Below are 23,065 nucleotides of genomic sequence, written 5' to 3'. Positions count from 1 at the left end.
AGACTTCCGAGGATGTACCGATGACCGACCACGACAACGCCTACGACGGCCTCGTCGACGAAGACAGCCACGGCCAGTGGGCGTTCGGCACCAGCTTCGACGACCCCCTGGCCGGCGTCGACACCACCGTTCCGGACGACGTCGACCTCGCCGCCCTCGCGCACTACTGCCTGATGCTCGGCGACGACGCGCTGATCAGCTCGCAGCGTCTCGCCGAATGGAGCACCCGCGCACCGGAACTCGAGGAAGAGGTGGCGCTCGCCAACGTCGGACTCGACCTGCTCGGGCAGGCGCGGCTGCTGCTCGCCCGCGCCGCGGCCGCCGACGCGTCCGTCGTGCCGTTCATCTCGGAGACGAGCCCGATTCCCGCCGAGGACTCGCTCGCGTTCTTCCGCGACGAGAACCAGTTCCGCAACACCCGTCTCACCGAACTCGGCAACGGCGACTTCGCGCAGACCGTCACCAGGCTGCTGGTGTTCGCCACGTGGCGCCTCGCCCTGTTCGACCGCCTGCGCACCTCCCGTGACCCGGTGCTCGCGGCCGTCGCGGTGAAGGGCGTCAAGGAACTGACGTACCACCGCGACTACGCCGCCCGGTGGGTGGTGACCCTCGGGTGCGGAACCGCGGAGTCGAAGTCCCGGATGGAGACGGCGCTGGCGCACGTGTGGCCGTACGTGGAAGAACTCTTCACCCCGACCACCGAGGAACTCGCCCTCGCCGGCGTGGGCGTCGGCGTCGACCCGCGGGACCTCCGCGAGGAGTTCGATTCCGTGCTCGAGCAGGTGCTGAAGGCGGCGGAGCTCACCGCCCCCACGGGCCGGACCGTCGGCACCGTCGGTGGCCGCGCCGGACGTCAGGGGCTGCACACCGAGACACTCGGACTGCTGCTCGCCGAGATGCAGAGCGTGGCCCGGGCCCATCCGGAAGGAGTGTGGTGACATGACCATGGCAGTGCGCAGCGACGCCCGCCGCCTCGCCGAGTCCGTGCTGGACCCGGAGATGCCGATGCTCACGCTCGCGGACCTGGGGGTGCTGCGCGACGTCGAGGAACTCGCCGACGGATCGGTGGTCGTGACGATCACCCCCACCTACTCCGGGTGCCCCGCGATGGCCACGATGCGGGACGACATCGAGCACACCCTGCAGGACGCCGGATACGGCAGCGTCGAGGTCCGGACCGTCCTCACGCCGCCGTGGAGCACCGACTGGATCAGCGAGAACGGCCTCCGCAAGCTGAAGGAGAACGGCTACTCGACGCCGGGGCCCGCGCCGCGACGCACGTCCGGTCCCGTGCCGTTGACGCTGACCGTCAAGCCGCGGGCCGTCACCTGCCCGGTGTGCCATTCGGCGAACACCCGTCTCGACTCGGAATTCGGGGCGACCCTCTGCAAGGCGCTGTACCGGTGCCTCGACTGCCTCGAACCGTTCGATCACGTGAAGGAAATCTGATCATGACCACAGCGGTCTCCCCGAAACCCGGTGCGGCGTTGCGCAACAGGGCGTTCCACACCCTCACCGTCGCCGACGTCGAATCCCTGTGCGACGACGCGGTCGCGGTCACGTTCGACGTTCCGGCCGAGCTCGCCGACGAGTTCGCGTTCGGCCCCGGACAGTCGCTCACGCTGCGGCGCACGATCGACGGCGTCGAACACCGGCGCTCGTACTCGATCTGCGCGCCGGCCGGATCCGCGCCGCGCGTCGGTGTGCGCGAGGTGTCCGACGGCCTGTTCTCCACCTGGCTGGTGAACCAGGTGCGCCCCGGCGACCGGATCGAGGTGCAGGGGCCGAGCGGAACGTTCGTCGCCGACCCCGCCGCCGGCGGCCGCCACGTACTGATCGCCGCCGGGTCCGGCATCACGCCGATGCTGTCGATCGCCGCATCGGTACTCGCCAACCCCGACGCCGAAGTCGTTCTGCTGTACGGCAACCGGCGAACCCGGTCGGTGATGTTCGCCGAGGAGATCGCCGACCTCAAGGACATGTACGGGTCGCGTTTCGACGTCATTCACGTCCTGTCCCGCGAGCCGCGGGAGGTCGAATTGTTCACCGGCCGCCTCGACGCCGACCGGTTGCGGGCCATTTTCACGTCCATCGTGCCGCTCGCCGACATCGACCACTTCTGGCTGTGCGGCCCGTTCGGGATGGTCACCGACGCCGAAACGGTGCTCGGTGAACTGCAGATCGACAAGAAGCGCGTGCACCACGAACTGTTCTTCGTCGACGACGTGCCGCCGCCGATGGAAACCCACCGCGAACCCGGCGTCACCGGGCCGAGCAGCGAGGTCACCCTCGTCCTGGACGGCCGCTCGACCACCGCGACGCTGCCGCGGGACGAGTCGATCCTCGACGCCGCCGAGAAGTACCGCTCGGATCTTCCGTTCGCCTGCAAGGGCGGCGTCTGCGGAACGTGCCGCGCCAAGATCACGTGCGGTGACGTGGACATGCGCCGCAACTACGCGCTCGAGGACTACGAGGTCGACTCCGGCTTCGTGCTGACCTGCCAGACCTTCCCGGTCAGCGACACCGTGACCGTCGATTTCGACGCCTGACCTTACCCAGCCCGCCCACCCCGGAGACTAGAATGACCAGTATCGCCACCCCCTCGCAGGACATCGAGTTCGCCACGCGCGACCGGATCTCGACGCTGCAACTCGAACGTCTGCAGTGGTCACTTCTCCACGCGTACACCAACGTTCCGCATTACCGGAAGGCGTTCGACGACGCCGGTGTGCACCCGAGTGACCTGAAGGACCTGTCGGATCTGGCGAAGTTCCCGTTCACCGCGAAGGCGGACCTGCGGGCCAACTACCCGTTCGGGATGTTCGCGGTGCCGCAGGAGAAGGTCTCACGCATCCACGCGTCTTCGGGCACGACGGGCCGGCCGACGGTGGTCGGGTACACCAGCGGCGACCTGGACAACTGGGCGGATCTGGTGGCCCGGAGCCTGCGTGCGGGTGGGGTGAAGCCGTCGGACAAGGTGCACGTCGCGTACGGGTACGGCCTGTTCACCGGGGGGCTCGGTGCGCATTACGGTGCGGAACGGCTGGGCTGCACGGTGATCCCGATGTCCGGGGGCATGACCGACCGGCAGATCCAGCTGATCGAGGACTTCGAGCCGGACGCGATCATGGTGACGCCGTCGTACATGCTCACGATCGTCGACGCGATGATCAAGAAGGGCATCGACCCGGCGAAGACGTCGCTGCGCACCGGTGTGTTCGGCGCGGAGCCGTGGACCGAGGAGATGCGGTGTGAGCTCGAGAAGCAGTTGAACATGGACGCCGTGGACATCTACGGACTGTCCGAGGTGATGGGCCCGGGTGTGGCGATGGAATGCGTCGAGACCAAGGACGGCCTGCACATCTGGGAGGACCACTTCTACCCGGAGATCATCGACCCGGTCACCGGTGCCGTGCTGCCCGACGGCGAGGAGGGCGAACTCGTCTTCACCTCGCTGACCAAGGAGGCCATGCCGATCATCCGGTACCGCACCCGCGACCTCACCCGGCTGTTGCCGGGCACGGCGCGGTCGGTGCGGCGGATGCAGAAGGTCACCGGACGCACCGACGACATGATCATCCTGCGCGGAGTGAATCTGTTCCCCACCCAGATCGAGGAACTGATCCTCACCGTCTCCGCATTGGCTCCGCAGTTCCAGTGCATCCTCGACCGCCCCGGTAGGATGGACGAACTGACCGTGCGAGTCGAAGCCCGCCCCGACGCGTCCGCCACCGATCATCCCCGTTCCGCCGCCGAACTCCAGAAGCTGGTCAAGAACCGCATCGGAGTGAGCGTGAAGGTGGATGTGGTGGCCGCCGGCGCACTGGAGCGTTCGATCGGCAAGGCACGGCGACTGATCGACAACCGCTCTGCTCTGTGAGGTGATCGAAGGTGCGTCTCGGTGGTGAACACGCGCGTCCGGGCGACGGCCAGTTCGAACACTGGCGGCAGGCCGTCTCCACGGCGTTCGTCCCGCTCGCCGTCGTGTCCACCGCCGAGGACGGCGAGGCGAGGTTCACCGGCACCCTGCGCACCACCGCGCTCGGCGGATTGCAGCTCAGCGAGGTCGGGGGACGGGCGGTGGACGTCCGGCGCACCCGCACGTCCATCAAGAGGTCGGACCCCGGCCTGGTGAAGGTGGGCCTGCAACTGTCGGGCCGCGGCGTCATCGTCCAGGACGATCGCGAGGCCGTCCTCGGTCCCGGCGACTTCGCCGTCTACGACACCAGCAAGCCGTACGACCTGCACTTCGCAGACGACTTCAGCATGTTCGTGCTGATGTTTCCCCGTGAACTGCTGCGCATCGCCTCACGCGAACTGGGTACCGTGTCGGCGCGCCGCATCCCCGGCAGCACCGGCATGGGTGCGCTGGTCTCGCCGTTCCTGAAGAATCTCCACCACTCCGTTGTCACCGGCACGATGCCGACGACCCCCCTCGTCGAGGACGCGGTGGTCGACCTGCTCAGCGCGGCAGTGCAATCGGAGGCGCCCGCCGACGCCGCAACGCCCGGTGCGACGATGCTGCTCCGCGTGAAGTCGTTCATCGACGCGCACCTGCACGATCCGGCCCTCGACACCACCACCGTGGCGTCCCACCACCACGTGTCGACGCGGCATCTGCAGAAGATGTTCGAGGCCGACGGGCACACGGTCGCCGGGTGGATCCGGCACCGCAGGCTCGAACTGTGCCGACGGGACCTGCGGGACGACCGATTCCGGGGCGACAGCATCGGAACCATCTGTGCCCGGCACGGTCTCGTCAACTCTTCGCACTTCTCGCGGTTGTTCAAGGACACCTACAGGGTCTCGCCGCGCGCCTTCCGCGACCAGGAACCGCTGTCCCCCACGTGAGTGGCAAAGTGTGCTCCGGCACGCTTTCCCACTCACGTACCCGCTGTTCCCTCAGGTGAGTGGGAAAGTGTGTGCCGGCACGTTTTGCCGCTCACGTGCAGGGGGTCAGAGCACGGATTCCAGCCACACGGCCGTTTCGAACAGACGTTGTTCGGCGCCGGGACGTCCGATCAGTTGCAGTCCCAGCGGCAGGCCTGCGCTGTCGCGCTTCCCGGGAATCGTGACCACCGGCAGGCCCATGGCCTGCCAGGGTCGGCTCAGCACGGGCGTGCCCGTTGCGTCGTGGCCGCGGGGAGCGGCGCCGAGCGCGGCAGGTCCGAGGATGGCCTCGTCCTCGTCCAGCGCCGACAGCAGGCGCTGCCGCATCTCGCGGATTCCGGCAAGGGCGCCGGCGTAATCCGCCTCGGACGTCTGGGCTCCCGCACCGAACAGTTCGGCGAGGGGTGCGCTGATCTTTTCCGGCCGGGCGGCCTCGGCACTGCGTTCCCGGGCCGCCTCGTACGCCATCACGCTGTGGTGGTGTTCCGTCAGCGCGACGACGGTCGCGGCGGCATCGACTTCCCGGCACGAGACGCCGGACGCCTCGGCGGTGGCGGCGGTCTTCCTGAGCGCCGCCGTCATCTCGGTGGACACCTCGCCGAGTTCGAACCCGCTCCACAGGCGAAGCCGCCGCGGAGCAGAAGGCTCGAGCGTGGGCGCAGGGGCGCCGTCGCGCAGGGCGGTCCACGCGAAATGGAGGTCGGACACGGTGCGCGCCAGCAGGCCCAGCGAGTCGAGGCTGGGGCTCAGTCCGGTGATGCCGTCCGTCGAGAAGCTGCCGTGGGCGGTGACGAAACCCGCGACTCCGCAGAACGACGCCGGACGCGTCAACGACCCCGCGGTCTGCGTGCCGAACGCCAGCGGCACCATGCCCGCGGCCACCGCCGCCGCCGATCCGCTCGACGACCCACCGGGGGTGTGGTCCACGGCGCGCGGATTGCGGGTCGGACCGGGCTTGAAGTAGCCGAACTCGGTGGTCACGGTCTTGCCGGCCGGGAGCGCACCGAGTGCGCGTACCCGCGCCACACAGTCGGCGTCCGCCGCCGCGGGTTCCGCACTCGTCAGCTCACTGCCGCAGCGCGTCGGCATACAGGCGACGTCGATCAGATCCTTGACACCGACGGGAACACCCCACAGCACGCCGCCTGCTCCGCGATCCTGGATCCGGGCGGCCGCAGACCGCACCGCGTCGGGATCGAGGTGGGCCCACGCCCGGATCCTCGGATCGAGTTCCGCGATCCGCGCGAGGGCCGCCTCGGCCACCTCGGTCGGCGTCGTCGAACCCGCCGCCAGCTGCTCGACCAGGTCCCGAAGGGGAGAGCGTAGTTCCGTCTTCATCGGGTCGCCGCCAGCGTGTCGTCGTTCTTCGCCTCGGCCTGTCCGGTGAGCGCGCGGGTGCGCATGACCGAGAAGAGGCGGTCCGCGCGTTCCTTCGTCTCACCGGCGGGCGCGGTCAGCAGCGCGACGATGACGGACACCGCCAGCGACAACGGTGCCACGGCGAGCGCCGGATTGGAGAATCCCAGAACGGAATCCGGTCCCTGCACCACCGGGCTGAGGAGGATGACGGTGACCGACAGGGCCAGCCCGACCACGATGCCGGAGATGACCGCCCGTGCCGTCATCCGCTTCCAGTACATCGTCAGCAGCAGCGCCGGCAGGTTCGCGCACGCGGCGATGGACATCCCCAGCGACGCAAGGAACGCGACGTTCTGCTTCTGGGCCGCGAAGGCGATCGCGACACCGATGACGCAGGTCGCGACGGTCGCGACCCGGGCCGCGCGGTGCTGCGCCTTCGCCGACACCGACCCGTTCCGGATCACCTGCCCGTACAGGTCGTGTGCGATCGCACCGGACGTCGCGATCACCAGGCCGGACAGTGCGGCCAGAATGGTCACGAACGCCACGGCCGCGACGAACGCGAGCAGCACGCCGCCGCCGACGGTTTCGGCGAGCTGCGCGACCGCGAGGTTGCCTCCGCGATTCTCGGACTTGATCACCTCGATGCCGACGAGTTTGGCGGCGCCGTACCCGAGCACGGGAACCAGCAGGTAGAACGCGAAGAAGATCCAGATGGCCGTGTACGCGGACGTTCTCGCCTGCTTCGCGTCCGGGACAGTGAGGAACCGGATCATGACGTGCGGAAGGCCGAGCACGCCGAGGACGAGTCCGACGGTCTGCGACAACTGGTCGAACGACGCTGCACCGGATGTGCGCTGCGGCGCGACGAACGACTGACCGAACTCGGCGAGCGCGGTGCTGAACGGGCCGAACGGGTTGAAATCGAAACGCACCAGCACGAGCACGAACAGCACGACGGCACAGACCATGAGCAGACCGGTCTTGATGATCTGGATCCAGCTGGTGGCGAGCATCCCACCGACGAGCGTGTATGCGGTGGTGAGGGTTCCGATGATCAGCACCGCCACGGCATAGTCGAGGTCGAACAGCAGCGACACGAGCAGTGCGGCGCCGACCAACTGCGACACGAGGTAGACCACGCTGATCACCACCGTGCTGAGCGCCATCATCGAGCGCACGTCCTTGCCGGGGAAACGGGTGGCGAGGACATCCGCCAGCGTGAAGCGGCCGAGGTTGCGCAGTGGTTCGGCGATCAGCAGCATCGCGAGTACGAACGCGACGGGCACGAAGACCGCGAGATAGAACCCGTTGAAACCGGTCAGGGCGATCGCGCCGGTGACACCGAGAAACGATGCGGCAGAAATGAAGTCGCCGGCAATCGCGACACCGTTCTGTCGACCGGTGAGGCTGCCGCCCGCGACATAGTGATCGGCGGCGGACTTGTTCCGCCGGGAAGCCCACGCGGTGATCATCAGCGTGACGGCGACGAGCGCCGCGAAGAGTGACGCAGAGACGAGGTTCATGGCGCGTTATCCTTTCGCCCGGGATGCGGTTCGGACGTCGAGTTCGGCCGCGCGCGTCATGTAGTACCGGGCCACGACGATGGCGACGACGAATTGCGCGACAGCGTAGAGCCACGCCACGGTGACACCGCTGAACACGACGCCGTCCAGCAGCGAGGTGAACCCGCCGAGGATCGGCAGGGGCAGGAACAGTGCGAGGACCAGGGCGCTGAGCCGAAAGGTCAGGGCGGCACGGGTATCTGCGAGCTCCTGCAGGTCGGAGTCCTGCGGGAGGCGTTCGGGTGGTGACGAGATGTCCATGGCTATCTACCTCCGGCTGCGGCGGGAACGAGGGCGGGCGTCACGGTGATCGGATCGGACCATTCGTCGTAGAACAACCAGTCGGGAGACTCGACCGGGACCGACAACCGGTGGAATTTGCGTTGGAAGTAGACGAGGCTGTCGCCCTGTTCGCGCGTCTGGACGCGGTCGAGTTCGATGAGCATCACCGAATGCGACCCGACGGTCTTGCTGTCCGCGATCCGGCCGGCGAGAACCACATGGGCGGCGCGCAGGATCGGAACCCCGTCGCCGGTGTCTTCTTCCCAGATGTCCCATTGGAAGCGATCCGCCATCGCCACCTTCGTCGCCCCCGCGAAGTGCATGGCGAGTTCTTCGTCGTCGCCGGAGAGCACGTTGATGCCGACCCGGCCGTTCTCCCGGAATACGTTGTGCATCGCACTGTTCTGATTCACGCACACGAGTGCCGTGGGAGGGGAGTCGGTCACCGAGCAGACGGCGGTGACGGTCATCCCGCAGCGCCCGGCGGGGCCGTCGGTCGTCACGATGTTGACCGCGGCGGGTAGATTCGCCATGGCGGTGCGGAAGTTCAGTTGCATGGTAGTGAGTTCGGGCATTTCAGCCTCCAGACGTCGGAACAGGAAGTCGTGTCACCACGTGGCGCCGGCGATCCTGAAAAGAAGGATATGACGCGCTCGTGCGCTGGAACATTGGCGGCGACGCTACTTTCTCGCAGTAAGTCGCGTATGCGGGTAGGGGATTTCTTCAGTTGCCTATCGCTTCCGTTACGGTCGGTGTTGACTGGACGGGCAAGCAAGCCATCTGTGCGAGGCAGGATTCGATGGAGCAGCAGGAAACACGGGTTTATATCGTCGACGACGATCGAGAGTTGTGCGCATCGCTTGCGTGGCTGCTCGATTCGGTCAACATCACGTCGGAGTACTACTTCTCGGTGCAGTCGTTCCTCGAGGGCTACCGCCGCGACATTCCGGCCTGCCTCGTCCTGGACGTCCGGATGCCGGAGGTCGGGGGATTCCAGCTCCAGGAGACTCTCCTCGCCGACGAATCCCCGATTCCGATCATCTTCGTGTCGGCCCACGGCGACATCAAGATGTCGGTGCGGGCACTGCAGCGGGGTGCGCTGACGTTCATCGAGAAGCCCTACGATCCGCAGCACATGCTCGACGTCATCCAGGACGCGCTCCGGGTAGCGAGGCAACGATTCGGCGAGCGCCGCAACCGAACGGAATTGCAGGGGCGGATCGACGCGCTGACGGTGCGGGAACGGGAAATTCTCGCACTCGTGCTCGACGGGTTGCCGAGCAAGAACATCGCCAAAGAGCTGGGTATCAGCGTGAAGACGGTCGACGTGCATCGCACGCGTATCAAGGAAAAGACCGGAGCAGACAGCATCGCGGTTCTCGTGCGCGACATCCTGCAGGCCGGAATTGCGGTGACCTAGAAAGATTCAGGGAAGTTCGACGACGAGCCTCCCGGATCGAGCGCGCGACACGCACGCGGCGATTCTGTCTCCCGACTTCTTCTCACTCTTGGTGAGGCAATTGTCTCGGTGGTCGGGCTCGCCTTCGAGGACGTCCAGGACGCACGTGCCGCAGATGCCTTCCCGGCAGGAGGTGTCGATCTCGATGTCGTTCTCCTCGAGCACGTCGGCGATCGACTTTCCGGCCGGCACGTCGAACACCTCGCCCGTGTCGAGTTCCAGTTCGAACGCCGTGTCCTCCACGGTGGACACCGGCGCGGTGGCCTCGAAATGCTCGAAGTGCACCGAGTCCTCGCCGACCGCCGGTTCGGCAAGTCCGCGCACCCGATCCATGAAACCTTCGGGCCCGCACGTGTAGACGTGGGTGGCGGCCGACGCGTCCGCCAGGATCTTCTCGAGCGCCGAGTACTGTTCGTCCCTCGTGAGGCCGAAGTGCTGGTGCACGTCCTGCCGGAAATCCGAACTCTCCAGCAGGTCGACGAACGCGGCCTGCGCCCTCGTCCGTGCGAAGTAGTGCAGGTCGAACCGCTGCCCCTGCCGATGCAACGCGAACGCCAGACTCAGCATCGGTGTGAGGCCGATGCCCGCCGCGACGAGTATGTGCCGATCGGCGCCCTCGGCGAGCGCGAGCAGTGTCCGCGGCCCGCTGATCCGCAACTCGCTGCCGGACGTCACGTGATCGTGCAGTGCGGCCGAGCCACCGCGCGGACCGGCCTCGCGTTTGACGGCGACGACATAGGATTCGGGCTCGTGCGGCGGGCTGCACAGCGAGTACTGGGTGAGGACGTCGGTGGGGCCGAGGATGTCGATGTGGGCGCCCGCAGGGTACGGCTCGAACGGTGAGCCGTCCGTGCGGACCAGCCGGAACGACTTGATGTCCGGCGTTTCGTCGACTATCTCCGCCACTGTGACCGTGAACAAACTCATGATGATCCTTCTCGTCGCGCGGACGGGTTACCGCATGTACAGGCCGCCGTTGACGTCCCAGCAGGCTCCGGTCACCGACGCGGCGGCCGGGGATGCGAGGAGGGCGACCGTCTCGGCGATGAATTCGGGCGACCCCAGGGTGCCCACCGGAATGGTGGTGAGAATGGCCGCCAGCTTGTCCGCGGGCACCGTCTCGCGCACCACCGGCAGGTCCAGCGGTCCGGGGGAGACCGCGTTGACGGTGACACCCGACGGTGCGAGTTCCCGGGCGAAGACCTTGGTCAGCGTGCCGACGCCACCCTTCGCCGCCGCGTAGTGGGCCCCGGTCGCTGTGCCGCCGTTCTGGCCGGCCAGCGAGGCGATGTTGACTATGCGGCCGTAGCCGCGTTCGGCGAAGTGAGAGCCGAACACCTGGCAGCCGAGGAACGCCCCGTTGAGGTTGATCTCGACGATGTCGGAGAATTCCTCCGGCGCAATGTCCATCAGCGTCCCGGTCTGGGACCGGCCCGCGTTGTTCACGAGAACGTCCGCGCCACCCCAGCGCGCGACGGCCAGGTCGCGCACGGACTCGAAGTCGGACTTCTTCCGGACGTCGAGGACCGCGGCGACGGCGGTGTTCCCGGAGGAATCCAGTTTCACCGCAGTCTCTTTCGCGGCGGCCTCGTCGATGTCCGCGACCAGTACGCGATAGCCGCGGTCGTGCAACAGGCGGGCGATGGCGGCACCGAGTCCGCGCCCGCCGCCCGTGACTACTGCGACGTGATCCATGTCGAACTCCTTGTCGGGAAATACTGTCGGGAAATATTGTCGGGAAATAAGGGGAAGGTCAGAGGAGGTAGCCGGAGGCGTTGACCGCACCCTGCGAGTTGACGAGCCGGATCACCTTCAGATCCAGTCGCGGACCGGACTCGGTGTAGCGGATGCGGTGGGTGACGTCGGCGGCGAGCGTCTGCTGTTCGTCGCGTTTGAAACCGACCAGGATCTGCGCGGACTTCAGCGTGATCGAGTCCTCGGTCCGGTCCTCGACCGTGAAGCGGGACAGGGTGCGGACGGTCCGGGCCGCGGCCAGCGCCGACATGGAGTACCCGGACGTCAATCGTTCGATGCGCATGCGGCGCATCCGGGTGTCGTCGTTGACCATGTTCAGGGAACCGTCGAAGTCGTCGGTGTCCGGATCGATGGGAATGACGTACCGGCCGCCGTCGGTCCAGAGAGAGTCCCAGGTCTGGTAGTCCTTGGCGTCCAGCAGGGCCGCTTCGTGCCAGACGAGTTCGATCGCCTGCAGCACCCGCGTGTCGGACAACTGGGCGGTCATGAGATCAGTGCTCATCGGTCATCATCCTCTTCCACATTGCGTAGGCCTCGCGCATTCCGGTTTCGTCGGTGACGTGCGACGTGCGGTGTCCGTTGCTGTCGAGTGCTTCGCGGTTCAGGCCGCGGTTCACCATGATCGGCATTCCGGGGGCGCCACGGGAGCCGCGCTGGACCCGGTCCCAGGCCTCGGAATCGTCGGGGCTGCCGAACCCGAACGGGCCCTGGAAGTGTTCGTGGATCCGGAGGCGTTCCCGGTTGACGATCTCCGGCCCGCCGTCCATACCGAGGGCGATGTGCCGGATCTCGGTCTCGTCGACCGCGATGGGCCGCAGGACGCGGAAGAACGACATCGACATCGCGACGTTGGGGAAGATGTTGAGGTTGAACCCGGCACCGTGCATCGAGCGGACGATGCGGCGGACCTGGTCGGCGGGCATCGTCTTCGACAGTTCCTCGACGATGTGGTCGAAACGCGCCTGAATCTTCTCGCTGCCGTCGTCGTGGTCGAGATCGACGTGCTCGGGGACCATGATGGCGACGCTGTGACCGTTGCCGAGAGCGTGCGTGACGGCGTTGTCGTCGGTCATGAAGGAGAGCATGTCGGCGGTTTCGGCGTCGACGGACGACATCCAGGAGCGGTGCACGATCGGGAAGTGGTAGCCGTCGGTGGTGTTCTCCAACTGGATCTTCCAGTTCCCGCGGAACCGGAAGCAGTGTTCGCCCTGGGTCTTGATGGGGTAGCCGGCGCCCTGCTTCATGAACAGGTCGATCCACACCTTCGCGTCGCCGAGGAAGTCGTCGAGAGGTTCGACGTCGGGGTTGAAGCTGGCGAAGATCATCCCGGCGTACGACTCGACTCGCAGGCTCTGCAGGGGCAGGTCCTTCTTGTCGAGATCCTCGTCGTAGCCGTCGGGGTAGGGGATTCCGCGCAGACGTCCGTCGAGGGCGTACGACCAGCTGTGATACGGGCAGGTGAAGCCGTTCGCCTTGCCCTTGGGCACCTCGCACACGCTGGCCCCGCGGTGGCGGCACCGGTTCAGCAGGACATTGAAGTTTCCCTTGCGATCGCGGTTGACGATCACCGGCTGCCTGCCGATGGTCGCCATCTTGTAGCTGCCGGCTTCGGGGATCTCGCTCTCGTGGGCAACCCATACCCAGGTGCGGTAGAAGATCTTCTCGAGCTCGGCCTCGAACATGTCGGGGTCGGTGTACAGCGATCCGGCCACGCAGTCGTCGGTGGCGAGGTCCGCGAAGTCGGTTTTCGTGAAACTGGTGTCCGTGGGATCCAGCGAAGTGGTCATCACGTTCTCTTTCCATTCGATTCGAGCAGTCGCGCTGCCTCGTCGAGGCGGCTGGCGAACAGCTTCTCGGTCGTGAAGTGGCTGATGCGGGCGGTGCCGTTCCGGATTTCGCACTCGGCGGTGATGCGGGCGACGAGCAGTTCGGCCGAGTCGTCCTCGTACCGCGACAGCTGCTGCATCACCCACCGCCCGTGCGCGGCGGGTCCGTCCACGTCGATCTGCTCGTTGCCGAGCAGGTGCGCATTTGCCCGGAAATGGGAGCTCGGTGGAAGGTACGCGGTGAGCATTCCGACGATCTCCTCGCGCCCCTGCCGCCTGCCGAACTTGTGCGCGTAGTCGCTGCCGACGCCTTCCCACACCGCGTCGGGGGTGAACAGCGAGCCGAGTTCCAGGGCCGAGAAGCGCACGGCCGGAACGTCACACAGCTCCATGTAGCGGCACATCACCCGGTGCACGGCCTCGCGCTTCTCGATGTGCTCGGTCGCGCCCGCACGGTGCATCTCGCTCACACGCCGAGGTCGACGTCTTCGCGGACGGTGAGCGCGCGGCCGATGCGGGCCTCGATCTTCGCGTATCGCCACAGCGTGTACTCGCCGACCGTGGTGGTGCGGAAGAGGTTGCAGACGGCCTTGACGGTCTCCTGGGTGTCGACGTCGGCGAGGATGTAGCAGGTCCACGGCCAGCCGTCCGACGGTCCGACCATGTGGCTGTCGTCGTCGATGTCCCCGATCACCCGGACGCCGGGGGTTTGGGCCAGCGCGTCCATCATCCCGGAGAACGCCTTCCACACCAGCCCGCCCTGGCCGGTGGGAAGGTCGAAGAAGTTCTGGTTGATGCCGATGCAGAACAGAACCCGCAACGGTGTGGTCTCGGTGTCGCTCACGATCGTCTCCTCGAGTCGAAAAGGGTGGTCAGATGAAGCCGGGGAACGGCGGGATGTCCATGAGCACCGCGCCGGCGCTGTCGTAGATGCCGTCGCCGAGGAAAGCGTGCTGCGGGGTGACCAGCGACTCGCGCATGTACCGCTGCATCGCGTTGCCGTCGTAGATGGCACCGGTTCCCGACAACTGGAATGCGGTGTGCACCGCGGACGCTCCCGCCTTCGCGACGTGTGTCGAGGACAGACGGAGAAGTGCCGCAAGCTTTTCCGGGACGGGATCGCCGGCGACCACCGTGGCATACGCCTCGTCCGTGACCTCGTAGAAGAAGGCGCGTGCGGATCGCAGCGTGGCCTCCGCCTTGGCCAGGTCGATGCGGTAGTAGGCGCGGTCGGCGAGCTTGGGCGCCCCGGTGATTCCGGTGCGTCCCGCGCCGACCTCGAGCGCGTGGTCGAGCGCGGCGCGGCCCACTCCGAGATTGACGACGGCCAGCACCTGCGCGGCGTACGCGATGGACGGATAGCGGTAGAGGGGTTCGTCGAGGGTCGGGGTGCCGCCCCGGATGAATGTCCAGTCCTCAGGCACGACGACGCCGTCGACCTTCAGTTCGTGACTACCGGTTCCCGACAGCCCGAGCACGTCCCAGTTCTCGACGATCTCGACGTCCTCCGGCCACAGCAGGGCGGTGCGCGGCTTCCCCGATGTGGAGTCGCCGCCCCGGATGCCCACGCCGAGGATGTCGGCGCCCTTGCATCCGCTGGCGAATTTCCACTGCCCGCTGATCTTCAGACCTCCGGGCACCTGTTCGACGGGTTGCACGGGGAACAGGCCGCCGGCGAAGACGAGGTCGGGGCTGTCTTTGTACAACTCCGCTTGAGTCGCGAGGGGCAGCGCGGCCAGATAGACGAGGGCGGAGCCGAAACTCGCGACCCAGCCCGCCGACGCGTCCACGGCGGAGATTCGTTCGATCATCCGCAGAAACTCGCTCGGGGGCAGTGCGTCGCCGCCGAACCGGCGTGGGGTCGCGGCGCGGTAGATGCCGACCTGCTTGAACTCGTCGATCATGTCGCGAGGCACGAACTTCTGTGTGGCGAACTCTTCCCGCCGCAATGCGACGTGCTCGAGAACATCCTCGAACGACAGTGTCCCGTTCGCGGCGGAGTCCGTCGTGCCGAGGGTCGGTGCGGTGGTGGTCATCAAATGCTCCGATCGACGCGAAGTAGAAGGGGTGTGGCGTGTTTCGTGTCGAATTCACGCTATTGCGGTGGCGGGCATCACTCAATCGGTGCTTCCTCCCGCGCACGTGCAGAGATGTCGCCTCGGAGTAAAGGAATTCCCTATCGTGTCCGCGGTCGGGCCGCTCAGTAGACTCGAGACGAGCCCAAGGAGGCCGCATTGTCCGATCTCGCGCCGTCCGACTACGAACAACTCGTTCAGTCGCTCCGCTACTGCGTGCTGGTCCACGATGCGGCGACCAAGGACATCCTCTGGGCGAACAGGGCGGCGTCGGAACTGCTCGAGTTCACGGTCGAGGAGCTCAAACCGCTCAAGGCCCCCGATATGAGTTCCCCGGCGAAGCGCTACCGGCGGTCGGTGGGACGACGATGGCTGCAGGAGGCCGTCGACAACGGGGCTGCGGTCACCGAATGGGCGTATCGCGCGAAGAGCGGACGAGAGGTCCTGACGGAGGCGATCGCGATTCGGGTCGAGCTGAGCGCCCGGACCGTGGTGATGGTGCAGTTCCGCGACATCGAGCAGGAAACGTCGATGCGCCGCGACCTCACGCGCACCGAGGCCGATCTCAGCCGCACCGAGGCCCGCCTGGCCGCGTTCCTGCGGAACATGGCCGAAGGCATCCTGGTTCTCGACGACGACAGCCGCATTACGTATGCGAGCGAGGCGGCGTCGGAACTCCTGAAGGTCCCGGTGGCATCGCTTGTCGGCGAACGCTTCACGGAGTTCTGCCGGGCGGGGCAGTCACGGGAGAGCGTGCGCCGGGCTCTGGCCCTGACCACCGCTGACGGGGGATCCCAGAGTCTGCGTTACGAGGTGGAACTGACGTCCGAGGAGCGCCGGTGGCATGCGGGGAGTTGCCAGCACATCGCGATCGAGAACGATCTGAGTGGGCACCTGCTGCTCTTCCACGACGTCACCGAGCACGTCCGCACCGAACAGGAGCACGAACGGGACTCGCAGTACCTCAACTACCTGGCCCGCTACAACGCGATGGGCGACATGGCCATGGCCATCGCACACGAGCTGGCCCAGCCGCTCGCGGCCGCCACCAACTTCATCGCCGGAACGCAGAGCCGCCTCGGTGACGGGCAGAGCGGACGCGACGAAGTGAGCTGGGGCCTCGGGGAGGCGCGCAAGCAGATCGACCGGGCCAATCAGATCGTCCGGAGCCTGCGCGAATACGTGACGCAACTCGAGGAGTCCCAGCAGATCGTCGACCTCAACGACATCGTGGACGAGTGCGCGTATTTCATCGACATTCGAGCGCGGCAGAAAGGTGTTCGCGTCGAATACCTTCGCGCGCCCGGGACGGTCGCCGTCGTGTGTGAGCGTGTGCTGACCGGGCAGGTCATCCTGAACCTGTGTTTCAACGCCATCGACGAGATGGCGGAGTGGCCGGCGGACGACCGCGTCGTGACGGTCCGCACCGAGGCGACGGAGGCGGAGGGCGTCGTGAGTGTCGAGGACCACGGCAAGGGTCTCTCGCACATTCCGGACGGCCGCATCTTCGACGGCGCGTTCACCTCGAAGTCGACGGGACACGGAATCGGACTCGCGCTGAGCCACCGCATCATCACCCGTCAGGGCGGCACACTCGAGGCGCGGGAGAACGATCCGCACGGCGCGGTGTTCACGTTCACGCTGCCGGCAGAGCGGTATCACTGAGCAGGCTCGCGTAAAGGTTTCTTGGATTCCGCCCGGCACGATCAGGTTCTAGCGTTGTGGGAAAACCACCGCGGCCCCGGAGGTACCTCGTGGACTATTCGCATCACCATCGCACGTTCCTGACCTGCTACGCCGACACCCACCGCTACGGCTGGCATCACGTCGACCTCTTCGTGCACGACGAACACGGCAACGAAGTGAACTGGGTGCACTGGCAGGTGCGGGAGGACGGTCCGGACGGCGCCGACGTGGCCACCGCGCGCATCGAGCCGAACCTGCGGCGGACCACCGATTGGCAACGCGGAATCAGCGCCGACGGCAGCGAGTACTGGATCGCCGAGGCCGCCTGGGCGCAGTGACGCGCTCGCACGGCGAACGGCCGGTTCACCCAGGGAAATGGTGAACCGGCCGTTCGAATCTCGTCTTTCTGCGGCCTACGCGACACTCTCGGTGACGCGCTCGAACACGACCTTCCCGCCCAGCACGGTGGTGACGACCTGCATCGCCGGAATGTCGTGCGGGTCGACGGTCTCGAGGTCGCCGTCGAGGATGCACAGGTCGGCCACCTTGCCGGGCTCGAGGGATCCCTTCCAGTCCTCGGCGAAGTCCTGCCAGGCGGCGTTGATCGTGTAGGTCCGGACGGCGTCGGCGAGCCCGATGGTCTGGTCGGGTCCGCTCACCGCGCCGCTGGCCTTGCTCTCCCGCAGGATCATCGTCGAGATGCCCTGGCGCCAGTCGGGCGGGGTGACCGGTGCATCGGAACTGCTCATCAGGTGCACTCCGGATTCGACGGCGCTGCGATACGGCCACTCGTAGGCGGCGCGTTCGGTCCCGACCACCCCGACCTCGAGGTCGGCGATCGTCCACTTGATCGTCGGGTTCATGTTGACGCCGATGTCGTTGTCGGCGAGCCGCTTCAGGGTGGCCTCGCTGATGAAGTCGCCGTGGATCAGGTAGTGCCGGGCATCGTCGCGGGGGTGCGCGTTCTGTGCGGCGATGATCGCCTCGGCGACGGTGTCGATGGCGCGGTCGCCGGTGACGTGCACACCGATCTGGTAGCCGGCCTCGTGGCCGATGCGCACCATCTCGGTCACCTCGTACACCTGGCGCTCGTCGGTGTCGCCGCCGACGCAGAGGGAGCCGCAGCCGCCGCCGACGTACTCCTCGTGCATCCACGCGGTCTTGCTCGGCGGGATGCCGTCGGCGAACACCTTCACCCCGAGAACCCGGAACATCCGGGGGTCCACCGTGTCCGGGACCTCGATGCCGGTGAGGTTACGCCCGAAGTCCTCGGCCGATCCGGACATTCCGGTGGGCAGGAGGAGCAGGTTCACGCGGGCGCCGAGTTCTCCGCGGCGGGCGAGGTCGGCATACACCGCCAGGCCCTCCGCTCCCATCGCGCCGCCGGCGAGGGCCTCCCCGCCGGGTCCGATGGCGGGGTCGGTGAAGCTGGTGATGCCCTCGCTCTGCAGGATCGAGATCGCCGAACGCAGTGCCTCTTCCCGGCGTTCCCGGGTGAGGGCGGGCAGCACCCGCTGCACGAGGGCCTGCGCACCCTCCATGACGATTCCGGTCAGCAGGCCGTCCTCACCGGTGGGCATGAGGCTGCCGGGCGGCAGCGGGGTGGTCTCGTCGACCCCGGCGAGGGTAAGTGCCGCGCTGTTCACCCACGACGTGTGCCGGGAGAAGTCCTGCAGGAACACGGGATTGTTCGGGGACACGTCGTCGAGGTCCCAGCGGGTCGGTGTCCGCCCCTCCTCGGCGAGGCATTCGTCGAGATAGCCGTCGTCCCATCCTGTTCCGATGATCCAGGCGCCGTCCTCGGCGGCCGAGGCGGCCTCCCGCACGAGTTCGCGGACGTCGGCGATCGACCGGACCGCCGGGAACGAGACGTCGAGCGACAGCGGCGGGGTGTCGAGTCCGTACGCGATGGCGTGCAGGTGCGAATCGTTGATTCCCGGGAGGACCGTCCTCCCCCCGAGGTCCGTGACCACGGTGTCCGGTCCGATCAGGGTGTCGATCTCGGTGTCACTGCCCACCGCCTGGACGAGTCCGTCACGCACGGCCAGGGCCGTGGCGATCGTGAAGTTCTCGTCGACGGTGAAGACCTTGCCGTGGGTGTAGACGGCATCGGCGTAACTCATCGGTTCCTCCAGGTTGCTGTCGGTGGAAGGCCGATCACACGGCCATGGGTGCCATGCCCAGGATCATCAGTGCGGATCCCGCGGCCGCGGTCCTGACACCGGAGCGGCGTTCGCGGGGTGGGGTGGAGCGAAAGAGGTGCAGTGCCACCAGGGCCCAGCAGACGAGGATGACGACAGGAAGCCAGCCCGTCGAGACTCCGGCGCCGCCGTGATGATGACCCTGGGGCACCGATGCCGAGGCTGTCGGCATCGGTGCCGCCGTCGGAGCGAGCAGGAGCAGCACTCCCATGGCCGTGAGATCCACCGCGCACGGGATGGCGGTCCGGCGGTGCATCGTCTCGCCGGTGACGAACAGCGCGAGCACGACGAGAACTGCGCCCTCGAGCAGATGAATCCACGCAGGCACACCGGGAATCATCATGGCCACCATGGACGCAGCCATCGCGCCGTGCGCGATCCGGACCCGGCAGTCCGTGCCGTGGGACCGCCACAACGGCATGACGGCCCCGACGGCGCCGACGCACATCGCCGCGTGCACGGCAGGGATCTCGAACATCGTCGGACTCAGATCGTGGGGGTGAGTTCGTGATGTTGCCCGACGTCCGCCCGGCTCTGCCGGGTGACCCGGGCGACGACGAGTCCGGCCACGAAGAACAGGGCGATGACGACCAGCAGGATGTCGGCGAGCAGTTCCGAACCGCCGATCAGCGTGGTGAAGTTGTCGAGGACCAACCCGGTGACGGCCACCAGGCCCACGCATCCGAGCACCGGAGCGATGCGGGTGTGCCAGAGCCGGGTGTCCAGCCGGGTGCGGGCGAAGAACGCGATGATCGCGACGCTGGTGAGCACCATCAGCACCAGGATGCTGACGGTGGCCAGACCGGCCATCCAGGTGAACAGTTCCAGCACCGGATCCGCGCCGACGAGTGCGAACACCCCCACGACCACCGTCGCGGAGATCGTCTGGGCGATCGAGCCGACGTGCGGGGAACCGTGCTTGGCGTGGGTGCGGGACAGTGCCCGCGGGGCCGCACCCTTGCGCGCCAGGGCGAACACGTACCGGGAGATGGCGTTGTGGAAGGCCAGGAGCGCGGCGAACAGGCTCGTGACGAGCATGATCGCCATGACGTCGGCGGCGGGACCGCCGAGGAAGTGCGCGGCGGCGGCGAACGTCAGCCCGGCAGGGTCCTCGGCGGCGGCCGCGGAGACGTTGTCGCTGCCGAATGCGAGCACCACGGCCCAGCTCGCCAGTGCGTACACCAGGCCGATGACGATGACGGCCGCGTACGTGGCGATCGGAATGGTGCGGCGCGGGTTGCGTGCCTCCTCGCCGTAGATCGCGGTGGCCTCGAATCCGATGAACGACGCGATCGCGAACATCAACGCGACACCGGGGGATCCGCTGAAGAACGAGGTCGGGGTGAACGATGCGAAGTCGATGCCGGCGGCGCCGCCCTTCACCAGCACGCCGAACGACAGCGCGAGGATGATGCCGATCTCGAGTACCAGGAGTACCCCGAGGACTTTGGCGCCGAGGTCGATGCTGCGGTAGCCGAGCACGGCCACGAGTGCGATGAGGACCAGCGCCCAGAACCACCACGGCAGGTCGGGTCCGCCGTACTGGACCACCAGGCCCTGGATCGTCGCGGCTGCGAGCCCGTAGACGGCGGCCTGGATCGCGGTGTAGGTCAGCAGTGCGAGGCCGGCGGCGCCGAGCCCGCACGATTCGCCCAGGCCCTTGGCGACGTACGCGTAGAAGGCGCCGGTGTCGACCATGTAGCTGCTCATCGCCGCGTACCCGACGCTGAAGACGAGCAGGACCAGTGCCGCGATGAGATAGGCGGTCGGGGCGCCTGCGCCGTTGCCGATCGCGATCATGACCGGCAGTGCGCCGCCGATCGCGGTCAGCGGTGCGGCGGCGGCGATGACGAGGAAGACGATCCCGACGACGCCGATGGATCCGCGTAACTTACCGGCCCCGCCGGTGGTGGTGTCAGACATCGGTGCCCCCGTCCGAGTGGCAGCTGCCGCCTCCGGTCGAGCAATGCTTCGACGTCGTGCGGGGCACGTCCAGGGAGGGGTTGCGGTCGAAGAAACCGTTGGGCTTCAACGTGAATCCGGTGTAGTCGACAGGCATGATCGGCCAGTCCTCCGGGCGCGGGAAGTGCGTGAGGCCGAACGTGTGCCACACGACGAGATCCTCGTTCTCGAGATCGCGGTCGCCGGCGACGAAGCTCGGCAGTCCGGCGCCACCGGAATGCTGGTTCACGAAATCGCCTGCCGCGTACCGTTCCTTCTCGTCGAACTGCGTCACCCACAGGTGCTTGGTGGCGAATGTCGCGCGCGCCGCGATCGACGAGTCGTCGTCGGCCAGCAGGATCGGCTGCCCCTCCGGGTGCAGTGCGTACGCCACCGGCTTGCCCAGCCGGTTCAACTTGTTCGGGTTGCTGATGTGCCACACCCGTCCGACGCTGTTGTCCGCGAGGCGCTGCGCCTCCGACTCCTTCGTCAGCGGGGTGCGCTCGAGGGTGAACGCATTGCCGTGCAGGTTGCCCGGGCCCATCTTCACCCGCTTGGTCTGCACCTCCTCGACGGAGTTGCGGTCGCCGTCGATCATCATGTCGAGTCGGGCGCTGAACAGGTGCTGGTGGTACGGCGCGCCGAGGCCGGGGGCGATCTCCGAGGCGTACGGGTAGTCGCCGCCCGGGTGACCCGAGGTGAAGACGATTCCGGTGGCCTTGACCTCGAACTCGATGGTGCCGTCGAGGTAGAGGTACCAGAAGAAGCCGTAGTCGTAGTTGCCGATCGTGGTGAAGAAGGAGACGACCAGGCGGCGCTGGCGGCGCGTCTCGGCGGAACCGGCCCACAGGTCGGTGTGCTTCCACAGCACGCCGAAGTCCTCCTCGTGCATGCACACCGCGTTCTTCAGCGTCTTGGGGCTGCCGAACTCGTCGGCGATGACGGCGTCGAAGTAGGTGATGTCGCCGACGCAGTCGCAGCCGAGTTCGAGCGCGTTCGCGTAGCGGCCCACCATGTACTCGCCGGTGTCGAAGTAGTTCTGCCACGACCGCACCGGGGAGGGGTCGCCGTAGGGCACCACCATCTCGGCGATCGACGCGCGGTGGATGATCGGGCGGACCCGGTCGCCGTCGGCGAATCCGAGCTGATGGAGAACCAGTCCCTCGCGGGCGTCGAAGCCGACGCGGAACGACCACTTCTCCCAGTCGACGCGGTTGCCGTCGACGGCGAAGCTGGGGCCCTCGGGCTGGGTGATCTCGATGGGCTTCTGGGTGGTGCGCAGCGGCCCGGTGACGGCGAGGTCGTCGAAGTTGCCCGACTCCTCGGGGACCGGGACGGCGCCGAGGTCGAGAACGTCGGTGACGGTCCGGTTCATGACGTCGACGAAGCCGACGAGCCCGTCGATCGGGTGGGCCCAGGCGTGGTCCTTCGGGTGGTCCTGGCGGAACGCGAGCCCGCGGAGGATCCGCTTGCCCGTCTCGCCGGGGTAGTCGAAGACACCGGCCGAGAGGGGCGCGACCCGGACGTCGGCGACGTCGAGTCCGCGGGCGGCGAGTGCGGTGAGCCAGCGTTCGTCGGTGGACAGTACCTGCTCGACGAGCTCGAATTCCTCGTCCAGGACCGGCATCTGGCCGTCGCGGGTGGCGTCGAGGGTTACCGAGCTGATCACCGACCGCTGGGTCACCGACACCACGACGTCCACCGCGTTCGGCGACGAGATGTCGTGCAGCAGAACGCGGAATCGGCGATCGGTCTCGTTCGTCTCGGCCGGGTACAGCGTCGACTTGTCCGGTTCCTCGAGGCCGACGTAGACGAATCGCGTCTGCTCGGTCAGCGCGTCGGCGGCCTCGAGGATCTCGCGGAGCGATGCGATCTCTTCGACGGTCGGCAGCGACAGCGGGTGGTCGATACGCGCAGGGGAAAGGGTGGGCATGTCGCGATCCTTTGGTTCTACGGGTGTTGAATAAAAAGCTTAGTGATGTACGTTACAGCCGAGGTGCCCTCGTGTAAACAGTGAGTTTCCGAG

At 67.2% G+C, this 23,065-nt stretch carries 23 protein-coding genes; 8 read left to right on the top strand and 15 right to left on the bottom strand.

Going from position 1 to position 23,065, the window contains the following annotated elements:
- The first annotated feature begins 20 nt into the window (after nt 1–20).
- From paaC to ROP_RS12805, 5 genes are read left to right on the top strand one after another with little or no spacing between them, the layout of a single operon-like run.
- Entirely contained in the window at nt 21–938 is a 918-nt protein-coding gene (paaC, locus tag ROP_RS12825) for a 1,2-phenylacetyl-CoA epoxidase subunit PaaC (protein WP_012689783.1), read from the top strand.
- Nucleotide 939: 1 nt separating this feature from the next.
- Nucleotides 940–1,449 (top strand): 1,2-phenylacetyl-CoA epoxidase subunit PaaD, encoded by a 510-nt coding sequence (gene paaD, locus ROP_RS12820; protein WP_012689782.1) that lies wholly within the window; start codon nt 940–942, stop codon nt 1,447–1,449.
- Nucleotides 1,450–1,451: 2 nt separating this feature from the next.
- Nucleotides 1,452–2,549, top strand: coding sequence for a 1,2-phenylacetyl-CoA epoxidase subunit PaaE (gene paaE, locus ROP_RS12815; protein WP_012689781.1), 1,098 nt, complete (start codon nt 1,452–1,454; stop codon nt 2,547–2,549).
- 32 nt (nt 2,550–2,581) lie between these two features.
- On the top strand, nt 2,582–3,880 hold the full coding sequence (paaK, locus tag ROP_RS12810; RefSeq protein ID WP_012689780.1) for a phenylacetate--CoA ligase PaaK: 1,299 nt from the start codon (nt 2,582–2,584) through the stop codon (nt 3,878–3,880).
- 11 nt (nt 3,881–3,891) lie between these two features.
- Entirely contained in the window at nt 3,892–4,851 is a 960-nt protein-coding gene (locus tag ROP_RS12805) for a helix-turn-helix domain-containing protein (protein ID WP_012689779.1), read from the top strand.
- Between the two features lie 105 nt (nt 4,852–4,956).
- Here ROP_RS12805 and ROP_RS12800 read toward each other — a convergent pair whose 3' ends face one another.
- From ROP_RS12800 to hpaC, 4 genes are read right to left on the bottom strand one after another with little or no spacing between them, the layout of a single operon-like run.
- Nucleotides 4,957–6,228 carry an amidase gene (locus tag ROP_RS12800; RefSeq protein ID WP_012689778.1) on the bottom strand — a complete coding sequence of 424 codons (1,272 nt, stop codon included), beginning with the start codon at nt 6,226–6,228 and terminating at the stop codon, nt 4,957–4,959.
- Complete coding sequence (locus ROP_RS12795) at nt 6,225–7,775, bottom strand: solute symporter family protein (protein WP_012689777.1); 1,551 nt, start codon at nt 7,773–7,775, stop codon at nt 6,225–6,227. The genes ROP_RS12800 and ROP_RS12795 overlap by 4 nt, the downstream gene beginning before the upstream one ends.
- A 6-nt stretch (nt 7,776–7,781) precedes the next feature.
- Entirely contained in the window at nt 7,782–8,075 is a 294-nt protein-coding gene (locus ROP_RS12790) for a DUF485 domain-containing protein (protein WP_012689776.1), read from the bottom strand.
- Nucleotides 8,076–8,077: 2 nt separating this feature from the next.
- A complete protein-coding gene (gene hpaC, locus ROP_RS12785) occupies nt 8,078–8,671 on the bottom strand; it encodes a 4-hydroxyphenylacetate 3-monooxygenase, reductase component (protein ID WP_012689775.1) in 594 nt (197 codons plus the stop codon).
- Nucleotides 8,672–8,895: 224 nt separating this feature from the next.
- On the opposite strand from hpaC, the gene ROP_RS12780 reads away from it, so the two are divergent.
- Nucleotides 8,896–9,516 (top strand): response regulator transcription factor, encoded by a 621-nt coding sequence (locus ROP_RS12780; RefSeq protein ID WP_012689774.1) that lies wholly within the window; start codon nt 8,896–8,898, stop codon nt 9,514–9,516.
- A 6-nt stretch (nt 9,517–9,522) separates the two neighbouring features.
- Here the strand turns inward: ROP_RS12780 and ROP_RS12775 are convergent, their stop codons facing one another.
- Genes ROP_RS12775 through ROP_RS12745 form a run of 7 tightly spaced genes read right to left on the bottom strand, consistent with a single transcriptional unit; the run spans nt 9,523 to nt 15,172 of the window.
- The gene (locus tag ROP_RS12775) at nt 9,523–10,482 is read right to left on the bottom strand and encodes a PDR/VanB family oxidoreductase (RefSeq protein WP_012689773.1); all 960 of its coding nucleotides are present in this window, start codon (nt 10,480–10,482) and stop codon (nt 9,523–9,525) included.
- 27 nt (nt 10,483–10,509) lie between these two features.
- A complete protein-coding gene (locus ROP_RS12770) occupies nt 10,510–11,250 on the bottom strand; it encodes an SDR family NAD(P)-dependent oxidoreductase (protein WP_012689772.1) in 741 nt (246 codons plus the stop codon).
- Between the two features lie 58 nt (nt 11,251–11,308).
- Nucleotides 11,309–11,812 carry an aromatic-ring-hydroxylating dioxygenase subunit beta gene (locus tag ROP_RS12765; protein WP_043824683.1) on the bottom strand — a complete coding sequence of 168 codons (504 nt, stop codon included), beginning with the start codon at nt 11,810–11,812 and terminating at the stop codon, nt 11,309–11,311.
- Nucleotides 11,802–13,097 (bottom strand): aromatic ring-hydroxylating oxygenase subunit alpha, encoded by a 1,296-nt coding sequence (locus tag ROP_RS12760; RefSeq protein ID WP_043824681.1) that lies wholly within the window; start codon nt 13,095–13,097, stop codon nt 11,802–11,804. Before ROP_RS12760 ends, ROP_RS12765 begins: the two co-directional genes overlap by 11 nt.
- Complete coding sequence (locus ROP_RS12755; protein WP_043826501.1) at nt 13,097–13,597, bottom strand: nuclear transport factor 2 family protein; 501 nt, start codon at nt 13,595–13,597, stop codon at nt 13,097–13,099. The genes ROP_RS12760 and ROP_RS12755 overlap by 1 nt, the downstream gene beginning before the upstream one ends.
- Before the next feature lie 5 nt (nt 13,598–13,602).
- Nucleotides 13,603–13,980, bottom strand: a complete 378-nt coding sequence (locus tag ROP_RS12750; protein WP_012689768.1) for a hypothetical protein — start codon at nt 13,978–13,980, stop codon at nt 13,603–13,605.
- A 28-nt stretch (nt 13,981–14,008) separates the two neighbouring features.
- A complete protein-coding gene (locus tag ROP_RS12745; RefSeq protein WP_012689767.1) occupies nt 14,009–15,172 on the bottom strand; it encodes an acyl-CoA dehydrogenase family protein in 1,164 nt (387 codons plus the stop codon).
- A gap of 198 nt (nt 15,173–15,370) precedes the next feature.
- Here ROP_RS12745 and ROP_RS12740 point away from each other — a divergent pair, with 198 nt between their 5' ends.
- A complete protein-coding gene (locus ROP_RS12740) occupies nt 15,371–16,876 on the top strand; it encodes a PAS domain-containing sensor histidine kinase (protein ID WP_012689766.1) in 1,506 nt (501 codons plus the stop codon).
- A gap of 89 nt (nt 16,877–16,965) precedes the next feature.
- A complete protein-coding gene (locus tag ROP_RS12735; RefSeq protein ID WP_012689765.1) occupies nt 16,966–17,235 on the top strand; it encodes a hypothetical protein in 270 nt (89 codons plus the stop codon).
- Nucleotides 17,236–17,310: 75 nt separating this feature from the next.
- Here ROP_RS12735 and ROP_RS12730 read toward each other — a convergent pair whose 3' ends face one another.
- Genes ROP_RS12730 through ROP_RS12715 form a run of 4 tightly spaced genes read right to left on the bottom strand, consistent with a single transcriptional unit; the run spans nt 17,311 to nt 22,972 of the window.
- On the bottom strand, nt 17,311–19,020 hold the full coding sequence (locus tag ROP_RS12730) for an amidohydrolase (protein WP_012689764.1): 1,710 nt from the start codon (nt 19,018–19,020) through the stop codon (nt 17,311–17,313).
- Between the two features lie 34 nt (nt 19,021–19,054).
- On the bottom strand, nt 19,055–19,576 hold the full coding sequence (locus tag ROP_RS12725; protein WP_012689763.1) for a DUF5134 domain-containing protein: 522 nt from the start codon (nt 19,574–19,576) through the stop codon (nt 19,055–19,057).
- A gap of 8 nt (nt 19,577–19,584) precedes the next feature.
- Complete coding sequence (locus ROP_RS12720; RefSeq protein WP_012689762.1) at nt 19,585–21,021, bottom strand: APC family permease; 1,437 nt, start codon at nt 21,019–21,021, stop codon at nt 19,585–19,587.
- Nucleotides 21,014–22,972 carry a primary-amine oxidase gene (locus tag ROP_RS12715; protein WP_012689761.1) on the bottom strand — a complete coding sequence of 653 codons (1,959 nt, stop codon included), beginning with the start codon at nt 22,970–22,972 and terminating at the stop codon, nt 21,014–21,016. Before ROP_RS12715 ends, ROP_RS12720 begins: the two co-directional genes overlap by 8 nt.
- Nucleotides 22,973–23,065 lie beyond the last annotated feature (93 nt).

It is taken from the genome of Rhodococcus opacus B4 (assembly GCF_000010805.1).
GTDB classification, from domain to species: Bacteria; Actinomycetota; Actinomycetes; order Mycobacteriales; family Mycobacteriaceae; genus Rhodococcus_F; species Rhodococcus_F opacus_C.
Note: the sequence above shows the minus strand (reverse complement) of the source record. Positions and strands in the feature narration are given on the sequence as shown.